Origin of the sequence: Streptomyces sp. NPDC058674 (assembly GCF_042716505.1) — a bacterium.
Classification (GTDB): domain Bacteria; phylum Actinomycetota; class Actinomycetes; order Streptomycetales; family Streptomycetaceae; genus Streptomyces.
Genome location: NZ_JBHXSC010000015.1, coordinates 89,998 through 110,310, shown reverse-complemented (window position 1 = coordinate 110,310; position 20,313 = coordinate 89,998). Strand labels below are relative to the sequence as shown.

Genomic DNA, 20,313 nt, shown 5'->3' with positions numbered 1-20,313 from the left:
GTCTGGCGGTCCCGAGTATGTGGCAGCAGCTCGAACCACTCTCACCGCCACCAGCACCCGAGCAGTGGCATTCCCCGACCGATGCGCAACCGACGGCAACCTTTCCGCCCGCAGTGGCAACCAGCCGAGGCAATGATTTCGAGTTCGGTCACCAAGGCGGGCAAGACGATGGAAACGATCCAGCACAAGGCGCGGCACCGCAGGCGCCGGCTCCACATGACGGTGGGGATTCCCACAGCGGTGGTCCTCGCGGCCGGTATGGCGTACGGCGGAGCGGCAGGGTTGTTCGGCAAGGACGCCCAGCCGAGGGCGTCGGCGGCGAAGGCGGTGACCTTGGCGAGCGACGTCGCCGATGGGTTCGCCTCCGTGACCGCGATGGGTCAGAGGGGCACGTACGGCGGACGGGACGGCGAGACCGTCACCGTGAAGAACCTCGCCGACCTGGAGAAGTACGCAACCGCGACCAAGCCGTACGTCATCGTCGTGGCGGCGGAGATCACCATGAACCCCAAGGGCAAGGAGATCAAGGTCGCCTCGGACAAGACGATCGTCGGCGCGGGGACCTCGGGCCACATCGTCGGCGGTGGGTTCTTCCTCGGCCAGGGCGTGCACAACGTCATCATCCGCAATCTGACGATCCGCGACTCCTATCAGGACCGCTGGAGCGACAAGGTTGACGACTTCGACGCGATCCAGATGGATGGCGCCCACCATGTGTGGATCGACCACAACGATCTGAGCCACATGGCGGACGGCCTGATCGACAGCCGTAAGGACACGACGTACCTGACGGTGTCCTGGAACCGGCTGCGGACCCACAACAAGGCGTTCGGCATCGGCTGGACGCCCAATACCACCGCCGACATCACGATCCACCACAACTGGTTCCACGAGACCGAGCAGCGCAATCCGTCCGCCGACAACGTCGCGCACGCGCACCTCTACAACAACTACCTCCAGGACGATCCGGGCACGGCCATCACCTCGTCCTACGGCAACTACGCCCGGGGTAGAACCAAGATGGTGCTGGAGAACAGCTACTTCGAAGGGTTCAGGAACCCCGTCATCAAGGACGACACCGCCGCCCTCGTCCAACGCGGCAACGTCTTCGTCGGCACCACCGGCCGCAACGAGCACGGAGGCGAGGCGTTCGATCCGAAGAAGTACTACAGGTACACCCTCGACGCGGCTGCCGACGTGCCTGCACGCGTGAAGTCCGGTTCCGGGCCCCAGACCATGATCGGTAAGCCGGCCGGCACCTCCGCGGGGGCAGGCGCCGCAGCCACCCTCACCGTGGCCAAGGACGGCTCCGCCCGGTACACCACCGTGCAGGCCGCGGTGAACGCCGTCCCGGCCGACAACACCTCACGGGTCGTCATCATGGTCGCCCCCGGCACCTATCGCGAGCATGTCAAGGTCCCGGCGAACAAGCCGTTCGTCACCATCCAGGGTTCGGGCGCCAGCCGCCACGACACCGTCATCATCTCCAACGCATCCACGGGCACCCCCAAGCCCGACGGTTCGGGCGACTACGGCACCGACTGTGCCGCAGTCATAGCGCTGGCCGACGAGTTCCAGGCCCGCAACCTCACCATCACCAACGACTTCGACGAGGACGCGAATCAGGGCAAGGGGGGACAGCAGGCGCTGGCCCTGCGCACCGCCGCCGACAAGGTCGTTCTCGACAGTCTCATCCTCAACGGCGACCAGGACACGTTGCTGATGGACTTCGCCGGCAAGGACAAGCTCAGCCGCGTCTACGTCACCAACTCCTACATCGTCGGCAGCGTCGACTTCATTTACGGCCGCGCGACCGCTGTGGTGGACAAGTCCGTGATCACCTTGAAGAAGCGCTGGAACGGCGCCTCGGGCGGTTACATCCTCGCGCCTGGCACCCCGCCGGACCGCAAGGGCTTCCTGGTCATCAACTCGACCGTGAACGGTGACGTGTCCGACGGGAGTTTCTACCTCGGCCGCAACTGGCACGGGGGTGGTGACGCCGGCCTCCGCCCGCAGGCCACCGTGCGCAACACCTACCTCCCCAGCGCCATCAAGACCACCACCCCGTGGAGCGACATGGGCGGCTTCTCCTGGAAGAAGGACCGGTTCGCCGAGTACAAGAACACAGGGCCCGGCGCCGGCAGCGCAAGCGGCGACCGCCCACAGCTGACCGACGCCCAGGCCGGCGGCCAGGAGATCGCCGACTGGCTGGGCAACTGGACACCCAGCGCCTCCTGAGACCCAAGATCCGGCGCTCCCCGCGGGCCCCTTCGGGTGACGCCCCGCGTGTGGTGGTGTTTACCGTCGGCACACACGTCCGGCGGGCGCTCACGGCACAGGGGATGAGCCTGCGCGGGCTCGCGGGGGAGATCGGGTGTCCACGAATCTGATCACGCAGATCGAGACCAGCAAGAGCCAGCCGTCGATCAGCAGCTTGCACCCGATCACCACGGCGGTCTCCCTCCCCATCAGGTCGCTCCTCGGCGGGGATGGAGACCGCGCCACTTCCTGCCCCTGCCTCCATCGGTGCCAGCCACCGGGCACCGCCCTGCGCAACGTTGTCGCACACCAATCCACCCGTCGGGGAGGCTGCTGGCCAGTACGGACGTCGATCCTTCGGCAAGTGCTTACGCCGCCAGGTCGTGGCACAACCTGCTTCCGCCAGTTGAGAGGCCGTGACGCAGGAGGCCGAGCAATGTTGAGAGCCGGTTCGCGCATTCGACTCGTGCCGTTGGTGCAGAGAAGGCGCGCAGCCTCCGCGCGGTCTGCACGGTGGGCGCGGGTCGGCCGTGCGCACGCGTCCGGCCGGCCGGGACCCGGGCCGCGGACCGTTCCGTCGCACGTCCTGCGGACGGGTCCGGCCGTCGGGACGCGCGGGGAGGACAGGCCGGCGACTCGTGGCGGCCGGGGCCATGAGCCCCGACCGCAGGGAGACGCCCGCCGGGCGTCCGACTGCGTGCCGCAGCCGCTCCCGGCCCTCAGCGGCCGAGCTGCTTGCGCCTGCGGGACATGCCCCGCAGTCGGCGGCGCTGGGACGAGTCCAGCAACAGGTAAGCGGCCGCGGGAACACCGATCAGGACCAGCAGACCCGCCCAGAACCCGACCGCCCAGAACAGCACGATGGCTGCCACGACTCCGGCAACCGCCACTTTTCCGCTCGTGGACATCTGCGGACACCTCCTTCTGCCGTCGACCACTACCCTCACAACGCGGCGCCGGGGCCGTGCGTTCCCCGGCGGAGCGCCGGGCGCTTCCGCGAAGTGAGCCGGGCCACGGCCCGCCCCGGCCGCCGGACGCCCGCGGTGGTGCTCGGGGAGGCCGGCCGGGCCCTGTCCGCCGGCGGGGCGCGGGCGCACGGCCGCGCGGGTTCGTCCGTACCCTCACCGCCCGCGCCGTCGTCGGGACCGTCCATGCCCCCCCGGCGGGCCGGGCCCCGGGACGGACGCGTGACCCGGACCGAGCACCCGGGCGGGGGGCCGCGGGCCGGGCCGGCCCCCTTACCGCCCGTGCCGACGCCGGGCTGCTGACGGACCGGGTGTGCAGCCCGTGGGGTGCGGACGACGCGCAGGCGCGGCGGGCCCTGGCAGCCGCGCTGTCCGACGAGCGCAGGCCGGCCGCGCCGACCCGCGTACGCGCCCTGGACCTCGAACTCGGGGCGCGGCGGGCGGACGCGGGGCTGGAGCGGGGCCGCGGCAGGTGCGCAACGTATCCGCAACCCGTGCGCGCCCAGCCTCCTGCCGTGCGGCGTCCGACGGTGGCCGGCGCCCGTCAGGGGAGGACGTCATGGCCCGTTACGCTGCGCCCGGAACCGAGGGGGCGCCCATGTCGTACGCGTCCCGCTACGGCCACTTCATCGGCGGCGAGTACGTCGGGCCCGTCCGCGGACGGTACTCCGCCCACCCCTCCCCCGTAACCGGCGAACCCTTCACGGAGGTCGCGCGCGGGACCGCCGAGGACGTGGAGGCGGCCTTGGACGCGGCCCACGCGGCGGCGCCGGCCTGGGGGCGTACCTCCGCCGCCGTCCGGTCCGGCGTCCTGCTGCGCATCGCGGACCGGATGGAGCGGAACCTTGAGGCCCTCGCGGTCGCCGAGAGCGGATCGGGGTTTCGGATCGAGTGTTCTTGGCGAAGTACTTCAACCATGGGCTTATCACCGATTGCCGATCATCCTGCTGTCGCCGTTTTTCGTGAGCCCCGAGGCGGGCGGCCCGTCCCGGGGCTGGGCCCCCGGGTCGATGCCGGGGCGAGGCGGATTGCGCGCGTGCTGGCCGGGGTGGCGACCCATGCCAGACCTGTCGAGCGGACGTTCGCTCTGCGGCGGGCTACTGAGGTTGCCGGCGAGTTGGTGGCCGCGCTGGCGGCGCTGGCTCCGGCCGTGGCCGGTGAGGAACTGCCGGCGGAGTCGACCAGTCAGTCCTACTTCCGGGTCCGCGAGGGGGAGCTGTCAGATCAACAGGCTGCTCTGCACGGCGCGCTGGTCATTCACCGCGGACTGGAGGACCTGTGTGACGCTCCCCTGTCGGGTGCCGACCTCGCCCTGGAAGTGGCCGGGATGCGACAGTCCGTGCTCGACCTCACCGGCGCGGCGGCGGACGCCGACCCCGACGACGTACCGCCGGTGGCCGTCCCCGAGCCTGGCGCGGGGGCGCCGTTGGAGAGTGTGTGGAGTGCTCGGTGGCTCATCGGCCACCAGGTCCATGTCCTGTTCAACGTCTGCGCCGCGGTCGCCGTGGCCGACGCCACCCGCCACTTACGGGACGGGGCCGGCGATGCCGCGCTGCTGCGGCTGGCAGATGCGACCGCGTACGTACGTGGTTTCCCGGCCGCCATGACCCACGCCAGCACGATCCCGGCCGATTACTACATGGCGGCGATACGCCACACCATGGCGCCTCCGTCGGTGGACATCCCGTTGAGCGGGCGACAGCATCGCGGATACAAGCTGTTCCGGGCGGCGATGAAGGAGCTGCTGTCCGTGGTTCCCGACTCCTACGAGCAGTTGGCGGCCCGCGCTCCGGAGCTGGCCGAGGCGCGGGGCGCGCTCCTGGAAGCCGACATCGTGGACGGTGAACGGCACGTCACCCTCGCGTACTCGATGGTGCATCTGCGTCGTTCCATCGCTCAGAAGCCCGAAGGCCCCGACAACGCCGTCGCCGAGCTACGGCTCATGCGGCATCGCCGCGCGGCCCAGTACGCCTCCCTGATCCGATTCGGGGACCACTACATCGCCGACGCCGTGGCCGGCCTGCGCCACTCGTGAGTCCGAGCGTCCGCCGCCCACACCGCCGGCAGGAGACCCTGATGCCCGACACGACGCCCGGCCCCACCCCACGCTCTGCCGTCGCCGCCGACTGGGCACTTGCCCCGGCCGATACCGGCGCCTGCGAGCAACTGGCCCGCAGCCTGTGCACCGGCGAGCGCGACCAGGTCGACAACCTCGAGTGGGTGGCCCGGGCCCGGGACGCCTGGGAGGACCTTCCACTTCCGCTGCGTCGTGGGGTGCGCCGGTTCCGAAGGCACTCCGGCCCGCACGGCACCTTGGTGATCGGCGGCCTGCCCGTCGGCCAGGCGGCCCTGCCCGCGACACCGGCCGTACCCGGTTCGGTCCAGCGCCAGGCCACCATCTCGGCCGCGGTGCTCACCATGGTGGCCTGCGGGCTCGGCGAGCCCCTCGCCTACCTGGCCGAGAAGTCCGGCGCCCTCGTGCAGGACGTCGTACCCGTGCCCGGCCAGGAGAGCTTCCACGGAAACGCCGGATCGGTGCCGCTGTCCTTCCACACCGAGAACGGCTTCCACCCCCACCCGCCCGACTACGTGGCCTTCCTGTGCCTGCGCGCCGACCACGACCGGGTCGCCGGCATGCGCGTCGCCGGTATCCGTGAGGCGCTGCCGCTCCTCACCCCGGTCAGCCGCGAGGCCCTGTTCGCACCGGAGTTCATCACCACACCACCGCCCTCCTTCGGCCCCGACGCCGCCGCGAGCGGGTCCGATGTCGAGCCCCGGCCGGTGTTGTCGGGAGCAGCCGAGGATCCCGACATCCGCATGGCCCAACTCGTCACCACCCCGCTCACTCCTCGGGCCGCTGCGGCGCTGGCCGAATTCGGCCGCGCCTGCGAGGCGACGGCCCGCACCCTGCGGCTGACTTCCGGCGACCTGGTCGTCATCGACAACCGCGTCACCGTCCACGGCCGCACCGCCTTCCACCCCCGCTACGACGGCGCAGACCGCTGGCTGCAACGCACCTACGTCACCACCGACCTGCGCCGCTCCCGCGACCACCGCCCCGACGACGGCCACATACTCGCCCGCTGACCGCCAGCGAGCCAGCGAGCCAGCGAGCCAGCGAGCCAGCGAGCCAGCGAGGAAACCCTGCGCCACGACCCCCCGCTGACCAGCCGGCTGCGCGCCACCACCCGCGACACCCACACCGGGGACACACCCGTCCCCGCCGGATCCCGTCTCCTGCTCCTGCTTGCCTCCGCAGCCCACGACGCACTCACCGCCCTCGCCGATGCCCTCCCCAGCTTCACCCTCACCACTCCGGAAGCCACCAGCCCAGAGAACCGGCCCCTCAACGCCACCCTCCGCGGTCCGCGACGCCTCGACGCCTCGACGTGAACTGGTAGCCCGGATGCGGTGTGCTCCGGGGGTCGACATTCTCGGTAGCGTGACCAGCTGCCGCGCGGGTGTCCACGGGTGCGGCCGGTCCGTACCGGGCCTTCGACGGAGAGTGATGAGGCTGCAATGAGTGAACTGACGAAGCCCGAGGTCGACGTTCCCCAGGGTGACGCTCCTACCGAGCTGACCATCCGGGACCTGATCGTCGGGGACGGGGTTGAGGTGAAGCCGGGCATGGTGGTCAGGGTCCACTACGTCGGGGTGACCTTCGAGTCCGGTAAGGAGTTCGACGCCTCCTGGGATCGGGGCCAGCCGTTCAAGTTCGCCCTTGGCAGCGGCAGGGTCATCAAGGGCTGGGACCGGGGGGTGAGGGGGATGAAGGTCGGCGGTCGGCGCGAGATCATCGTGCCCCCGCGTCTCGGATACGGCAATCAGTCGCCCTCGGCGTTGATCCCGGCGGGCTCGACCCTGGTCTTCGTGGTGGACCTGCTCGACTCGTATTCCAGCACCGCCGGGTGGAGCCACACCTAGGACGCATCCGGCCGATCATGCACACGCCCCGCGCCCAGCTCGTCTTCCCGGGCTCGAATTCCTCGGGCAGACAGTGCCGAGACTGCCCCAATCGTCCGGCCATCCTCACATCGGCATGCGATCACACGCTTGACCTCAATCACCCTTGAGGTGTGACGGTGATCCACATGACCACGGAATCCACATCCCACGCGGCAGACATCGAAGCGATCAACCAGCTCGTCGCCACCGTTGAGCACTCCCAAGTAAACAAGGACCCGGAGGAGTTCCTCGGCCTCTTCCACCCGGACGCGATCTGGACGACGGCCCACGGCAAGGTCCTCATCGGCCTCGACGCGATCTCGGAGTTCACCCGCAAGGTTCTCCCCACGGCGAGCTGGGACGGCAAGGTCACCTACGAGGTGGTCCATGTGCTCTTCATCCGCCCCGACGTCGCGGCGGTCAAGGTCCGTCAGCGTTACACGGCCCCGGGCGCGGAGAGCGAGGGCGCCCCGTTGTACGTGGTCTCGAAGCAAGCCGACGGCCGCTGGCTGCTGACCGCCTGCCAGAACACGGGGGTCGTCGCCGGCTAGCCCTCCTGTCGATCATGTCGGAGCCGGATCGTGAGCGCTGCCGCAGCGGCGGTGCCGAGGTCGACATGACGGCGCTTGCCGTAGCGGGTGGCAGCGCCCGGCGCTGCTCCAACCGACGGACAGCCCGTTCGACGGTGTCGCGCTCCTTGGACCCGTTCCTCGTCGGAGCCGGGCGGCCGTCCGCCGCGTGAGCCTTTGCGCGGGCGGACGGCCCGGCAGTCTGCCTTCTCCGGGATGGTCCGCCGGATGCCCCGACCCCGCAGTGAGTCGCGGCACGGCCATTGCCGTCCGGCCGTCGTCAGGAGTGCTCGGCCAGCTCGCGGCCCGTGACGGCTCGGGCGTAGGCCCACAGGGCTGCGATGACCTCGCCTCGGGTGCGGCGGCCGGCCAGGACCTCCATCTGGTAGCCGTCCTCCATGGCCACGAAGCTTGCGGCCAGCAGGCGGGGCGGAGCCTGCAGGACGAAATGGCCCTGCGCCTGGCCCAGGACCAGGATTCCCGCGTGCACGGGGATCTGGCGTTCCGTCAGCGCACTGTCGCGCTCGCCGCGGAGACCGGCCTGCGGCGGAAAGCGGGCAGCCTCTACGAGCGAGCCGAGGACGGGCACATCCACAACACCGCGCTCGCCGTCTCACCCGAGGGCGAGATCGCCGCCCGCTACCGCAAGGTCTTCCCCTGGCAGCCTGACCGAGGCTCCCGTCCGGCCCCGTCCGCCCCCCTCTGCCCCGTTCGACCGCGGAAGCGATCGTTGCCCCCGTGTACGGGCAACGGGATTCCGGCGAGAACCCGGCGCGCTCGAAGCCCCCTGCGGCGATGACGAGCTCAAGAGTCAGGACGCGAAGGACGAACACACCGTGGGGTGCTGGCGGGTCGGCTCCGGTGTTCCGGGATTCGTGGAGGGGGCGCAAAGGTGATCCCGGGGGTCTTGACGGCGTTGTTGTGAGCGTTAACACTCTTGTCACGCCAGGCCAGAGCAGTGCGGCAGGGCAGGACACACCGGCGGCCGGCGCCACGCCCACGCCGCCGACCGGGAACACCCGGGCCGCGCCGGGCCGGGCCCCCTCGTCACGCCGAGTCGCGGCGTACCACTGGAGGAAACGTGCGAAGAATCCGGACAGGGGTCGTTGCGGCGGCCCTCGGCCTGACATTGGCGGCCTGCGGCCAGAGCGCGAACGGCGTCGGGGGCGAAGCGGACGCGGGTGACGCCAAGGGGGGCCTGGTCGGGATCGCCATGCCGACCAAGTCCTCCGAGCGGTGGATCAACGACGGCGCCAACATGGTCAAGCAGTTCCAGGCCAAGGGCTACAAGACGGATCTCCAGTTCGGCGACAACGTCGTCGAGAACCAGGTCGCCCAGGTCGAGAACATGATCACCAAGGGTGCCAGGCTTCTGGTGATCGCCCCGATCGACGGCTCTTCGCTCAGCGACGTACTCCGGAAGGCCGCCGACGCGAAGATCCCGGTCATCTCCTACGACCGCTTGATCCGCGGCACCGGGGACGTCGACTACTACGCCACCTTCGACAACTACAAGGTCGGCGTCCTGCAGGCCACGTACATCACCGACCGGCTCGGTCTCCCGGACGGCAAGGGCCCCTTCAACATCGAGCTCTTCGCCGGCTCGCCGGACGACAACAACGCCGCCTTCTTCTACCAGGGCGCCATGAGCGTCCTGCGGCCCCACATCGACGCCAAGAAGCTCGTGGTCAAGAGCGGCCAGACCGAATTCGCCCAGGCGGCCACCCTGCGCTGGGACGGCGGCCTCGCCCAGTCCCGGATGGACAACCTGCTCAGCAAGGCGTACTCCGCCGCCACCGTCGACGCGGTGCTCTCGCCCTACGACGGCATCTCGATCGGCGTCGTGTCCTCCCTCAAAGGAGTCGGCTACGGCGGCGCGGGCAAGCCGCTGCCCGTCGTCACCGGCCAGGACGCCGAGCTCGCCTCCGTGAAGTCCATCATCGCCGGCGAACAGACCCAGACCGTGTACAAGGACACCCGCGAGCTCGCGAAGGTGACCGTGCAGATGGGCGACGCCCTGCTGACCGGCGGCCGCCCCGAGGTCAACGACACCGAGCAGTACGACAACGGGGTGAAGGTCGTGCCCTCCTACCTGCTGCAGCCCGTCAGCGTCGACAGGGACAACTACCGGAAGGTGCTCGTCGACTCCGGGCAGTACACCGCCGACCAGCTGAACTAGCCGCTGCCAGGCCCGCCACCAGGTCCGCCACCGGGCCCACGAGCCGGTGGTGCGGCGCCGCCCCGACCGGCCCGCCGCACCACCCCAGTCGAACGGACTCACCACCATGGCCGGACCCGTCCTCGAGATGCGTTCGATCAGCAAGTCCTTCTCCGGCGTCACAGCGCTCTCGGACGTCAATCTGACCGTCGCCGCCGGCGAGGTGCACGCCGTCTGCGGCGAGAACGGGGCCGGCAAGTCCACCCTGATGAAGGTGCTCAGCGGCGTACATCCGCACGGTTCCTACGACGGCGAGATCCGTTTCGAGGGCGAACCGTGCACCTTCGCGGACATCCGGGCCAGCGAGCGCCGCGGCATCGTGATTATCCATCAGGAACTGGCGCTCATACCCTACTTGTCCATCGCGGAGAACATCTTCCTCGGCAACGAGCACGCCTCGGGTGGCTTCATCAACTGGCACCGGACGCTCACCCACGCCCGGGCCCTGCTGGAGCGCGTGGGCCTGCCGGACCACCCGCAGACCCGCGTCGCGGACATCGGCGTGGGCAAGCAGCAGCTCGTGGAGATCGCCAAGGCGCTCGCGAAGGAGGTCAAGCTGCTGATCCTGGACGAGCCGACGGCCGCACTCAACGACGAGGACAGCCGCACACTGCTCGACCTCATCCTCGAACTCAAGGCCCAGGGCATCGCCTGCATCGTCATCTCGCACAAGCTCAACGAGGTCGCCCGCGTCGCCGACACCGTCACCATCCTGCGCGACGGCCGGACCATCGAGACCGTCTCGGTCGGCGCCGAGGGGATGTCCGAGGACCGCATCATCCGCGGGATGGTCGGCCGGGACCTGGAGCACCGCTACCCCGAGCGCACCCCGGACATCGGGGAGGTCGCGCTGGCCGTCGAGGACTGGACCGTCCTGCACCCGATCGACGTGCACCGCACGGTGGTCGACGCCGCGTCGATCACGGTCCGGCGCGGTGAGATCGTCGGCATGGCCGGCCTGATGGGCGCGGGCCGCACCGAGCTGGCGATGAGCGTCTTCGGACGGTCCTACGGACGCCGCACCAGCGGCCGGGTCCTGCTCGACGGCAAGGAGATCCGTACGCGCACGGTCCCCGAGGCGATCTCCCACGGCCTCGCCTACGTGACCGAGGACCGCAAGCACCTCGGGCTCGACCTCGCGCAGGACATCCGCCGCAACATCTCGCTGAGCGCGCTCGGCAAGGTCTCCCGCCGGGGCTGGGTAAATCGGCACGAGGAGACCCGCGTCGCGGAGGGGTACCGCAGGACCATGAACATCAAGGCGCCGTCGGTGTTCGCGGAGACCGGAAAGCTCAGCGGCGGGAACCAGCAGAAGGTCGTCCTCAGCAAGTGGATCTTCTCCGACCCCGAGGTGCTCATCCTCGACGAGCCCACCCGGGGCATCGACATCGGGGCGAAGGCCGAGATCTACGCGGTGATCGCCGAGCTCGCGGCCCGGGGCAAGGCCGTCCTGCTCATCTCCTCCGAGCTGCCGGAGCTGCTCGGCCTGTGCGACCGCATCTACACCATGGCCGAGGGGCGCATCACCGGTGAGACGCCCCGGGCGGACGCGACCCAGGAATCCCTCATGCGCCTCATGACCGTGGGCGCGGCAACCCAGAACGAGCAGGTGTGACGCATGACCCAGATCCAGAACCCCGCCCTCGACGGCGGGGGCACCGCCCCCGCCGGGGACAAGCGCACCGGTGCGCCGGAGGGTCCGCGCGCCCTCCTCGTCCACCTTCTGCGCGGCAACATCAGGCAGTACGGCATGCTGGTCGCCCTGGCGCTGATCATCGTGCTGTTCCAGATCTGGACCGACGGAACACTGCTCAAACCGCTCAACGTCACCAACCTGATCCAGCAGAACGGCTACATCCTCATCCTGGCCATCGGGATGATGATCGTCATCATCGCCGGCCACATCGATCTGTCGGTGGGGTCCCTGGCGGCCTTCGTGGGCGCCGCGGCCGCGGTGATGATGGTGCACCACGACATCCCCTGGCCGGTGGCGTCGGGCGCCGCGCTCCTCATCGGAGCCGCGGCCGGAGCATGGCAGGGCTTCTGGATCGCCTACGTGGGCATCCCGTCGTTCATAGTGACCCTCGCGGGGATGCTGCTCTTCCGGGGCGGGACGCAGATCCTGCTCCAGGGCCAGTCGGTGGCCCCCTTCCCGCAGGGCTTCCGCCAGATCAGCAGCGGCTTCCTGCCGGAGGCCGGACCGCACACGAACTACCACAACCTCACTCTGCTGCTCGGCTTCGGCGTGCTCGCGCTGGCGGTCGTACAGGAGGTCCGAGGTCGCCGCCAGGCCGCCTCCTACGGGCTGCGACTGCTGCCGATGGGCTTCTTCCTCGCCAAGCTGGCCGCGATCACCGGCGCGGTGACGGTCTTCACCCTGCTGCTCGCGAGCTACCACGGCTTCCCGATCGTGCTGCTCATCCTCGGGGTGCTCCTGGTCGCCTTCGGCTACGTGATGCGCAATTCCATCCTGGGCCGCCACACGTACGCCATCGGGGGCAACGAGCCCGCCGCCAGGCTGTCCGGGGTCAAGAGCAAGCGCATCGTCTTCCTCGCCTTCGTCAACATGGGCGTCCTGGCGGCCCTGGCCGGGCTGGTCTTCGCGGCCCGCCTCAACGCGGGTACGCCGCAGGCGGGCATCAACTTCGAGCTGGAGGCGATCGCGGCGGCCTTCATCGGCGGCGCCTCGGCCTCCGGCGGTGTCGGCACGGTACTCGGCGCGATCATCGGCGGCCTCGTACTGGGCGTACTGAACAACGGCATGTCACTGGTCGGCATCGGCACCGACTACCAGCAGGTCATCAAGGGGCTCGTGCTCTTGGCGGCGGTCGGCTTCGACGTGTGGAACAAGCGCAGGGCCGGCTCCTGAGGTCGCCGCGCGACGACGGTTCGCCCCCGGGCCCGGGCCGGGGCGAACCGTCGTGCCCGCCCGTGCCAGGGCACGGGAACTCACACCTCCTCGGGGGGAACGAAGGGGTCCGTGGGACGGAAAAACGGGGTCACGCACCAGTGGGAGCGCTCCCACCATGCTCCCGGGCCGAGCAGGAGGTCAAGATGCGCGAGCCCGCGAGAAATCGGGGGCCCGCCGTGACGAAGCCGTGCACGGCTCTGGCCGCCGGCCGGACCGCGCGCTATGGTCCAGCCTTACCAGTGGGAGCGATTCCGACAGTTGACGCCGCAGCACGAAGGCGTCTGAGCTGCAAGGAGTCGCTCATGCGACACCCCCCGCACGTTTCCGCGTTACTCGCGGGCGCGGCCCTCGCCACGGTGAGCGCCTCGCCCCTCCCCCACCTGCCGGCGGCCGCGGCCGCACCCGTCTGCGTCGTCGAGTACTCCGTCGCCCACAGCTGGGACCAGGGCTTCCAGGGTGCGGTCACCCTCACCAACAAGGGTGCCCCGCTCACCGGTTGGACGCTTACCTTCGACCTTCCCGGCACACAGCGCGTCAGCCAGGGCTGGAACGCGAAGTGGTCCCAGAACGCGCATACCGCCGCGGCTGCCCACGAGACGTGGAACGGCGCGCTCGGCACCGGATCGAGCGTCACCCTCGGCTTCCTGGCCTCCAGGTCGGCGGGCGATCCGGCCCCCACGGCGTTCGCGCTCAACGGCAACACCTGCGCCACCGGGCCCGGCGGCCCGTCCGAGCCACCGACGCCGACGCCCACGCCCACCCCCACCCCGACACCGACCCCGACACCGACCCCGACACCGACCCCGACACCGACACCGGTGGAAGATCCGCCCGTCCTCCGTGTGAGCGATAACAAACTGGTCGACGCCTCCGGAGCCACCCGACGGTTGACCGGAGTCAACCGCTCCGGCGGCGAGTTCATGTGCGTCCAGGGCCACGGGATCTTCGACGGTCCCGTGGACGACCGCGCCATCGCGGCCATCGCGGACTGGAACGTCAACGCGGTCCGCATCCCCCTCAACGAGGAGTGCTGGCTCGGCCTGGACAACATCAGGCCCGAGTACGCCGGAGCCCGCTACCGTGACGCGGTGACCGCCCTGGTGCGGCGCATCGAGGACCACGGCATGACCCCCGTCGTCGAACTGCACTGGTCCTGGGGCCAGTACACCGGCAACAGCGCGGGCTGCGCGGACATCCACGCCAGCTGCCAGAAGCCCATGCCGGACGCCCGCTACGCGCCGGCCTTCTGGACCTCGGTCGCGAACACCTTCAAGGACGACCCCGCCGTCGTCCTCGACCTGTTCAACGAGCCCTATCCGGACCGGGCCGGCGGCACCCCCGCCCAGGCCTGGAGCTGCTGGCGGGACGGCGGCAGCTGTCCCGGCATCGGCTACGAGGTGGCGGGCATGCAAGACCTCGTCGACGCGGTACGGGCCACCGGCGCGCGGAACCTGGTCCTGGCGGCCGGAATCGCGTACGCCAACGACCTCAGCCAGTGGCGGGCGCACCGACCGCACGACCCGGCCGGCAATCTCGCCGCGGCCTGGCACGTCTACAACTTCAACGCCTGTGCCGACGAGGCCTGCTGGGACTCGGTGCTCGGCCCGCTCGCGGCCGAACTGCCGATCGTGGCCGGCGAGATCGGTGAGAACACCTGCGCTCACGCCTTCGTCGACCGGGTGATGCGGTGGTTCGACGGCCGGGGGCTGTCCTATCTCGGCTGGACCTGGAACACGTGGGACTGCGCCGCCGGGCCCGCACTGATCAGCTCCTACGAAGGCGTCCCCACGGCCTTCGGCATCGGGCTGCGCGACCACCTGCGCGCCCTTCCCGCACGCGATGGAAAGGACACACCATGACCTCCACGACTCCACTCCGTCCCCGTACCGCCTTACTCGCGGCCGCGGCCCTCGTCGCCGCGGCCACCGGCACCGCGACCGCCGTGTCCACCGCGAGCACCGGACGGGCCGCCGCGGGCTGCGCGGTCGACTACACCGTCCAGAACCAGTGGGGTTCCGGCTTCACCGCCGCGGTCACCGTCACGAACACCGGCCCGGCCGTCCAGAGCTGGCAGCTCCAGTGGTCCTTCGCCGGAAACCAGCAGGTCACCCAGGGGTGGAACGCCGGGCTGACGCAGAGCGGCACCGGCGTCACCGCCAAGAACCTCGCCTACAACGGGTCGCTCGGCACCGGCGCCTCCGCCTCGTTCGGATTCAACGCCTCGTTCAGCGGTGCCAACGCCCTCCCGGCCGCCTTCACGCTGAACGGCGTCACCTGCGGCGGGCCCGGACCCACGGACCCGCCCGGACCGACGGACCCGCCCGGCCCGACCGACCCGCCCGGGCCCACCGACCCTCCCGGGACCCGTGTAGACAACCCGTACCGGGGTGCGTCGGTCTACGTGAACCCCGAGTGGTCCGCGAAGGCCGCGTCCGAGCCCGGCGGCACCAGGATCTCCGGCCAGCCGACCGGCGTGTGGCTGGACCGGATCGCCGCCATCGCCGGCACGTCGAGCAGCAGGGGGCTGCGCGCGCACCTCGACGAGGCGCTGCGGCAGAAGGGCTCGGGCGAGCTGGTCGTCCAGCTCGTCATCTACAACCTCCCCGGCCGCGACTGCGCGGCCCTCGCCTCCAACGGCGAGCTGAAGGCGGACGAGATCGAGGCGTACAAGACGCGGTACATCGACCCGATCGCGGCGATCCTGGGCGACCCCCGGTACGCCGGCCTGCGCATCGTCACCACGGTCGAGATCGACTCCCTGCCCAATCTCGTCACCAACACCGGCAGCCGGCCGACCGCCACCCCGCAGTGCGACACCATGAAGGCCAACGGCAACTACCTGAAGGGCGTCGGGTACGCCCTGAAGAAGCTCGGGGCCGTCCCCAACGTCTACAACTACGTCGACGCGGGGCACCACGGGTGGATCGGCTGGGACGACAACTTCGGCCCCTCGGCCGACCTGTTCAAGCAGGCCGCCACGGCCGAGGGCGGCACCGTCGCCTCCGTGCACGGGTTCATCACCAACACCGCCAACTACAGCGCCCTGAAGGAGGAGCACTTCTCGATCGGCGACTCGGTCGCGGGCAAGTCCGTCCGCGAGTCGAAGTGGGTGGACTGGAACCGCTACGTGGACGAGCTCTCCTTCGCGCAGGCCTTCCGCGCCAAGCTCGTCTCCGTCGGCTTCGACCCGGGGATCGGCATGCTCATCGACACCTCCCGCAACGGCTGGGGCGGCGCCGCCCGGCCCAGCGGCCCCGGCTCCGCGGCGGGCGTGGACCCGTACGTCGACGGGGGGCGCTTCGACCGCCGCATCCACATCGGAAACTGGTGCAACCAGTCCGGGGCGGGACTCGGCGAGCGTCCGACGGCGCACCCCGCCGCGGGGATCGACGCGTACGTCTGGATGAAGCCGCCCGGCGAGTCCGACGGCTCCAGCACGCAGATCCCCAACGACGAGGGCAAGGGATTCGACCGGATGTGCGACCCGACGTACGGGGGCAATCCGCGCAACGGGTTCAACCCGTCGGGGGCCCTGCCGGGGGCGCCCGTGTCGGGCCGGTGGTTCTCCGCCCAGTTCCAGGAGCTGATGCGCAACGCCCACCCGCCGCTGCGCTGATCGGCGCCGCAGGCAGGTGACGCGCGGCCGTCGGCACCCCCGGGGGCGTCGGCGGCCGCGCCCGCACGGTGTGCGGCACCGGCGCGCGCCCTGTGCGAGCGAGGTGTTCAATGAGATCAGGAGCGCCCTCGATCCTGCCGGAGTGAGACACGCGTGAGCGACAACGGCCCGGGAGAACGCGTCGCAGCAGCGGACTTCCCCACGGCTGTCCTGCTCCTCGACGCCTCCGGCGGGGTCTTGACGGGCACCCGCGCGGCGGCGACGCTCCTGGGCACTCCCGACGCCATCGGTGGTCCCGGTCACGAGCGGCTGGACGCGGAGCTGCTCTTCGAGGATCCCGGCCTGTGGGCCCGGCTGATCGCCGGAGCCGTCGGAGGTGCCCGGCGCGGCGCCCGCGCGCGGCTGCGGCGGCCGGACGGCGGCCGGCTGGACGCCGACGTGGACGTCATCGCCCTCCTGAAGGGTTCGTCGGCGCGCTTCCTGCTGCGCCTGCGTGCCGCCGATCCGGACCACACCGTCCCGGTCACCGCAGCCGGTGACGTCCGCCGGTCGCCGCCCCTGCCGCCTGCGGACCAGCGCGCGGCCGAGCGGCTGGCGCTGCTCAACGCGGCCGCCGCGGAGATCGGCAGCTCCCTCGACATGGTGGGCGACGCCGAGCAGCTGACCAGGCTCCTCGTCCCCGCGTTCGCCGACCTGGCGGCCGTCGACCTCACCGCACCGGTACTGCTCGGCGAGGAGCCCGGAGAGCTGGTCACCGGAGCGCCGATGCGGCGCGTCGCCGTACGGGCCGGGGACGGACGGTGGCCGCCCGAGAACCACCCGGTGGGCGACACGATCCGGCTGCGGAGCGTCGAGAGCAGCCACCTGCGCGAGGGCTCGGCGGTCTTCCTCCCCGACCTGACCGAGCTCCGCGCGGTGCTCTCGGGCGAGGAGGAGCGCTCGCGGCTGATCCTTCCGCCCCAGGCCGACTCCCTCATGCTGATCCCGCTGCGGGCGCGCGGCGCGGTCCTCGGCGCGCTGGTCCTGTGGCGCACGGCGGACCGCCGCCCGTTCGACCAGGAGGACGCGGTCCTCGCCGAGGAGATCGGCTCCCGGGCCTCGCTGAGCATGGACAACGCGCGCCGCTTCACCCGTGAGCGCCGTACCGCGGAGGCCCTGCAGCGCAGTCTCCTGCCCAGGCCGGTCATGGACGTCACCGGGGCGGAGACCTCCGGGGTCCTCGTGCCCGCCACCATGACCCCGGCCGTCGGGGGCAGCTGGTTCGATGTCATCCAACTCCCTTCGACGCGGCTCGCGTTCGTCGTGGGCACGGTGGCCGGTCACGGCCTCAACGCGACGGCCGCCATGGGGCGTCTGCGGTCGGCCGTACAGACCCTGGCCGATCTCGACCTCAGTCCGGACGAGCTGCTGGCGCACCTCGACGACCTCGTGGTGCGCTTCATCGAGGACGATGACCGCCAGGAGCCGGACGCGGACGCGCCGAGCGCGCTGACCGGCGCCACCTGCCTCTACGCCACCTACGACCCGGTGTCCCGCACCTGCGTGGTGGCCGGCGCCGGCCACCCGCCCCCCGTGCTGGCGGCCACGGGACGGGCCGGGAGCGGTCCGGTGGCCTACCGCCCCGGTCCGGTCCTGGGCACCGGCGGGCAGCCGTTCGAACCGACGGAACTGTGCCTGGGGCCCGGCGACGTACTGGCCTTCTACGGCGGAGCGCTCGCCGAGGGAACCGGCCGGGCGGAGCGACGCTGGGAGGCGGTCCTGGCGGGCGTGCGGGACGGCGCCGCGAGCGGGCTCGCGGTCACCGAGATCGGCCGCGGCATCCTGGACGCCCTGGCGGGCGAGCCGACGCACGACAGTCTCGCACTGCTCGTGGCACGGGTCCGGGAGGTGTCGGCGGATGCCACCGCCGCATGGGAGCTGGCCGCCGACCCCTCCCTCGTCGGGCGGGCACGCACGCTCGTCTCGGACCAGCTGGCCGCCTGGGGGCTGGAGGACCTGGTCTTCACCACGGAGCTGATCGTCAGCGAGCTGGTCACGAATTCCATCCGCTACGCGGGCGGCCCGGTCGGCCTGCGGCTGATCAAGGACCGTGTGCTGACCTGCGAGGTCGCCGACCCGAGCCACACGCAGCCGCACCTGCGCCGGGCGCAGCCCACCGACGAGGGCGGCCGCGGCCTGTTCCTCGTCGCCCAGCTCACCCACCGCTGGGGCAGCAGGTACACGGCGGTCGGCAAGACCATCTGGACGGAACAGCTCCTCGGGGACGGCTGAGGTCCGCGCCGCCGCGCCCGGACGGCCACGGGCGCGGACCCGCGCCGTCAGAATCCCTGCGCCAGCCGGTGGTAGGCCTGGTTCCAGCGGATCTCCTGGGTGAACCGGCGGATTCCGGTGTCGCCGTCGATGACCAGCAGTTCCGTGCCGAGCATGTCGGCGAGATCGCCCAGTTCCTCGGTCCCCACGGCGCTGGACAGCACGGTGTGGTGCGGGGCTCCGGCGATCAGCCAGGCCTCGGCCGAGGTCCGCAGGTCCGGCCGGGGCCGCCACACGGCGCGGGCCACCGGCAGGTTGGGCAGGGGTTCGGCGGGCTCGACCACGTCGATCGCGTTGGCGACCAGGCGGAACCGGTCGCCCATGTCGGCGAGTCCGACGACCACTGCCGGGCCGGTGTGCGCGTCGAAGACCAGGCGGACGGGGTCCTCCCGGCCGCCGATCCCCAGCGGGTGGATCTCGCAGGAGGGGACTGCGGCCGCGATCGTCGGGCAGACCTCCAGCATGTGCGCGCCGAGGATCAGTTCCGCGCCCGGCTCCAGGTGGTAGGTGTAGTCCTCCATGAAGGACACGCCGCCCGGCAGCCCCTCGGACGCCACTTTGAGCGTGCGCAGCAGGACCGAGGTCTTCCAGTCGCCCTCGCCGCCGAAGCCGTACCCGTCGGCCATCAGCCGCTGCACGGCCAGTCCCGGCAGCTGGCGCAGGCCCCCGAGGTCCTCGAAGTTGGTGGTGAAGGCACGGAAGCCGCCGGCGGTGAGGAAGGCGCGCAGGCCCAGCTCGATGCGCGCCGCGTAGCGCAGCGAGGCGTGGCGGTCCCCGCCGGCCCGCAGCGCGGGCGCCACCCGGTAGGTGTCCTCGTACTCCTTGACCAGTTCGGTGACGTCGGCGTCCGCGGCGGCGTCGACGGCCTCGACGAGGTCGTTGACCCCGTAGGTGTTGACGGAGACGCCGAAGCGCAGCTGCGCCTCCACCTTGTCGCCCTCGGTGACGGCGACATCGCGCATGTTGTCGCCGAAGCGGGCCAGCCTGAGGCCGCGCAGCTCGGCCCGCCCCGCCGCCGCCCGGGCCCACGCGGCGATGCGGGCGGCCACGGAGGGGTCGCTGACGTGGCCCGCCACCGTCTTGCGGGTGACACCGATGCGGGACTGGATGTAGCCGAACTCCCGGTCTCCGTGCGCCGCTTGGTTGAGGTTCATGAAGTCCATGTCGATGGACGACCAGGGCAGGGCCACGTCGGCCTGGGTGTGCAGGTGCAGCAGCGGCTTGCGCAGCGCGTCGAGGCCGGCGATCCACATCTTGGCCGGGGAGAAGGTGTGCATCCAGGCGATGAGGCCGATGCAGGCGTCGTCGGAGTTCGCCTCCAGGCAGATGCGGCGGATCGCTGCGGCGTCGGTGAGGACGGGCTTCCAGACGATCCGGACAGGTGCGCCGGGGGCGTCCTGGAGGGTGTCGGCGATCTGCCGGGACTGCCGTGCCACCTGCTGGAGGGTCTCGTCCCCGTAGAGGGACTGGCTGCCGGTCAGGAACCACACTTCGCGTTCTTCGGGTGTTGCCACGGGAGA

Annotated in this window: 14 protein-coding genes; 11 read left to right on the top strand and 3 right to left on the bottom strand. The window is 71.0% G+C overall.

Annotated elements, in window-relative coordinates; all coding sequences use genetic code 11:
- Positions 1-168 precede the first annotated feature (168 nt).
- Positions 169-2,238 (top strand): pectinesterase family protein, encoded by a 2,070-nt coding sequence (locus ACFWU6_RS11080; protein WP_383980499.1) that lies wholly within the window; start codon positions 169-171, stop codon positions 2,236-2,238.
- A 740-nt stretch (positions 2,239-2,978) separates the two neighbouring features.
- Here the strand turns inward: ACFWU6_RS11080 and ACFWU6_RS11075 are convergent.
- Positions 2,979-3,167 carry a hypothetical protein gene (locus tag ACFWU6_RS11075; RefSeq protein WP_383801100.1) on the bottom strand — a complete coding sequence of 63 codons (189 nt, stop codon included), beginning with the start codon at positions 3,165-3,167 and terminating at the stop codon, positions 2,979-2,981.
- Between the two features lie 616 nt (positions 3,168-3,783).
- Here ACFWU6_RS11075 and ACFWU6_RS11070 point away from each other — a divergent pair.
- The 4 genes from ACFWU6_RS11070 (at position 3,784) to ACFWU6_RS11055 (ending at position 7,720) form a co-directional block, all read left to right on the top strand.
- Positions 3,784-5,259: an aldehyde dehydrogenase family protein gene (locus ACFWU6_RS11070; RefSeq protein ID WP_383980483.1), complete on the top strand. Its 1,476-nt coding sequence runs from the start codon at positions 3,784-3,786 to the stop codon at positions 5,257-5,259.
- Positions 5,260-5,300: 41 nt separating this feature from the next.
- On the top strand, positions 5,301-6,311 hold the full coding sequence (locus ACFWU6_RS11065; RefSeq protein ID WP_383801094.1) for a TauD/TfdA family dioxygenase: 1,011 nt from the start codon (positions 5,301-5,303) through the stop codon (positions 6,309-6,311).
- 432 nt (positions 6,312-6,743) lie between these two features.
- Positions 6,744-7,148 carry an FKBP-type peptidyl-prolyl cis-trans isomerase gene (locus ACFWU6_RS11060; protein ID WP_383980481.1) on the top strand — a complete coding sequence of 135 codons (405 nt, stop codon included), beginning with the start codon at positions 6,744-6,746 and terminating at the stop codon, positions 7,146-7,148.
- A 167-nt stretch (positions 7,149-7,315) separates the two neighbouring features.
- Complete coding sequence (locus ACFWU6_RS11055) at positions 7,316-7,720, top strand: SgcJ/EcaC family oxidoreductase (RefSeq protein ID WP_383980479.1); 405 nt, start codon at positions 7,316-7,318, stop codon at positions 7,718-7,720.
- Positions 7,721-8,018: 298 nt separating this feature from the next.
- On the opposite strand, the gene ACFWU6_RS11050 is transcribed toward ACFWU6_RS11055, so the two are convergent.
- Positions 8,019-8,333 (bottom strand): hypothetical protein, encoded by a 315-nt coding sequence (locus tag ACFWU6_RS11050; protein WP_383801088.1) that lies wholly within the window; start codon positions 8,331-8,333, stop codon positions 8,019-8,021.
- 486 nt (positions 8,334-8,819) lie between these two features.
- Between ACFWU6_RS11050 and chvE the strand changes: the two genes are divergently transcribed.
- The 6 genes from chvE (at position 8,820) to ACFWU6_RS11020 (ending at position 18,754) form a co-directional block, all read left to right on the top strand.
- Positions 8,820-9,917 carry a multiple monosaccharide ABC transporter substrate-binding protein gene (gene chvE, locus ACFWU6_RS11045; protein ID WP_383801086.1) on the top strand — a complete coding sequence of 366 codons (1,098 nt, stop codon included), beginning with the start codon at positions 8,820-8,822 and terminating at the stop codon, positions 9,915-9,917.
- Between the two features lie 106 nt (positions 9,918-10,023).
- Positions 10,024-11,571, top strand: a complete 1,548-nt coding sequence (mmsA, locus tag ACFWU6_RS11040) for a multiple monosaccharide ABC transporter ATP-binding protein (protein WP_383980477.1) — start codon at positions 10,024-10,026, stop codon at positions 11,569-11,571.
- 3 nt (positions 11,572-11,574) lie between these two features.
- The gene (mmsB, locus tag ACFWU6_RS11035; RefSeq protein WP_383801081.1) at positions 11,575-12,825 is read left to right on the top strand and encodes a multiple monosaccharide ABC transporter permease; all 1,251 of its coding nucleotides are present in this window, start codon (positions 11,575-11,577) and stop codon (positions 12,823-12,825) included.
- 344 nt (positions 12,826-13,169) lie between these two features.
- Entirely contained in the window at positions 13,170-14,726 is a 1,557-nt protein-coding gene (locus ACFWU6_RS11030) for a cellulase family glycosylhydrolase (RefSeq protein ID WP_383980475.1), read from the top strand.
- A complete protein-coding gene (locus tag ACFWU6_RS11025) occupies positions 14,723-16,483 on the top strand; it encodes a glycoside hydrolase family 6 protein (RefSeq protein ID WP_383980473.1) in 1,761 nt (586 codons plus the stop codon). Before ACFWU6_RS11030 ends, ACFWU6_RS11025 begins: the two co-directional genes overlap by 4 nt.
- 153 nt (positions 16,484-16,636) lie before the next feature.
- Positions 16,637-18,754 (top strand): SpoIIE family protein phosphatase, encoded by a 2,118-nt coding sequence (locus ACFWU6_RS11020; RefSeq protein ID WP_383980471.1) that lies wholly within the window; start codon positions 16,637-16,639, stop codon positions 18,752-18,754.
- 47 nt (positions 18,755-18,801) lie between these two features.
- Here the strand turns inward: ACFWU6_RS11020 and araA are convergent, their stop codons facing one another.
- Positions 18,802-20,307 (bottom strand): L-arabinose isomerase, encoded by a 1,506-nt coding sequence (gene araA, locus ACFWU6_RS11015; protein WP_383801069.1) that lies wholly within the window; start codon positions 20,305-20,307, stop codon positions 18,802-18,804.
- Positions 20,308-20,313: the final 6 nt, after the last annotated feature.

Coding starts and splice junctions, on each gene's coding strand:
- ACFWU6_RS11060 (WP_383980481.1), top strand. CDS start 6,744: ATGAGTGAACTGACGAAGCCCGAGGTCGACGTTCCCCAGGGTGACGCT.
- mmsB (WP_383801081.1), top strand. CDS start 11,575: ATGACCCAGATCCAGAACCCCGCCCTCGACGGCGGGGGCACCGCCCCC.
- ACFWU6_RS11030 (WP_383980475.1), top strand. CDS start 13,170: ATGCGACACCCCCCGCACGTTTCCGCGTTACTCGCGGGCGCGGCCCTC.
- ACFWU6_RS11065 (WP_383801094.1), top strand. CDS start 5,301: ATGCCCGACACGACGCCCGGCCCCACCCCACGCTCTGCCGTCGCCGCC.
- ACFWU6_RS11075 (WP_383801100.1), bottom strand. CDS start 3,167: ATGTCCACGAGCGGAAAAGTGGCGGTTGCCGGAGTCGTGGCAGCCATC.
- mmsA (WP_383980477.1), top strand. CDS start 10,024: ATGGCCGGACCCGTCCTCGAGATGCGTTCGATCAGCAAGTCCTTCTCC.
- ACFWU6_RS11025 (WP_383980473.1), top strand. CDS start 14,723: ATGACCTCCACGACTCCACTCCGTCCCCGTACCGCCTTACTCGCGGCC.
- ACFWU6_RS11070 (WP_383980483.1), top strand. CDS start 3,784: ATGGCCCGTTACGCTGCGCCCGGAACCGAGGGGGCGCCCATGTCGTAC.
- ACFWU6_RS11055 (WP_383980479.1), top strand. CDS start 7,316: ATGACCACGGAATCCACATCCCACGCGGCAGACATCGAAGCGATCAAC.
- ACFWU6_RS11080 (WP_383980499.1), top strand. CDS start 169: ATGGAAACGATCCAGCACAAGGCGCGGCACCGCAGGCGCCGGCTCCAC.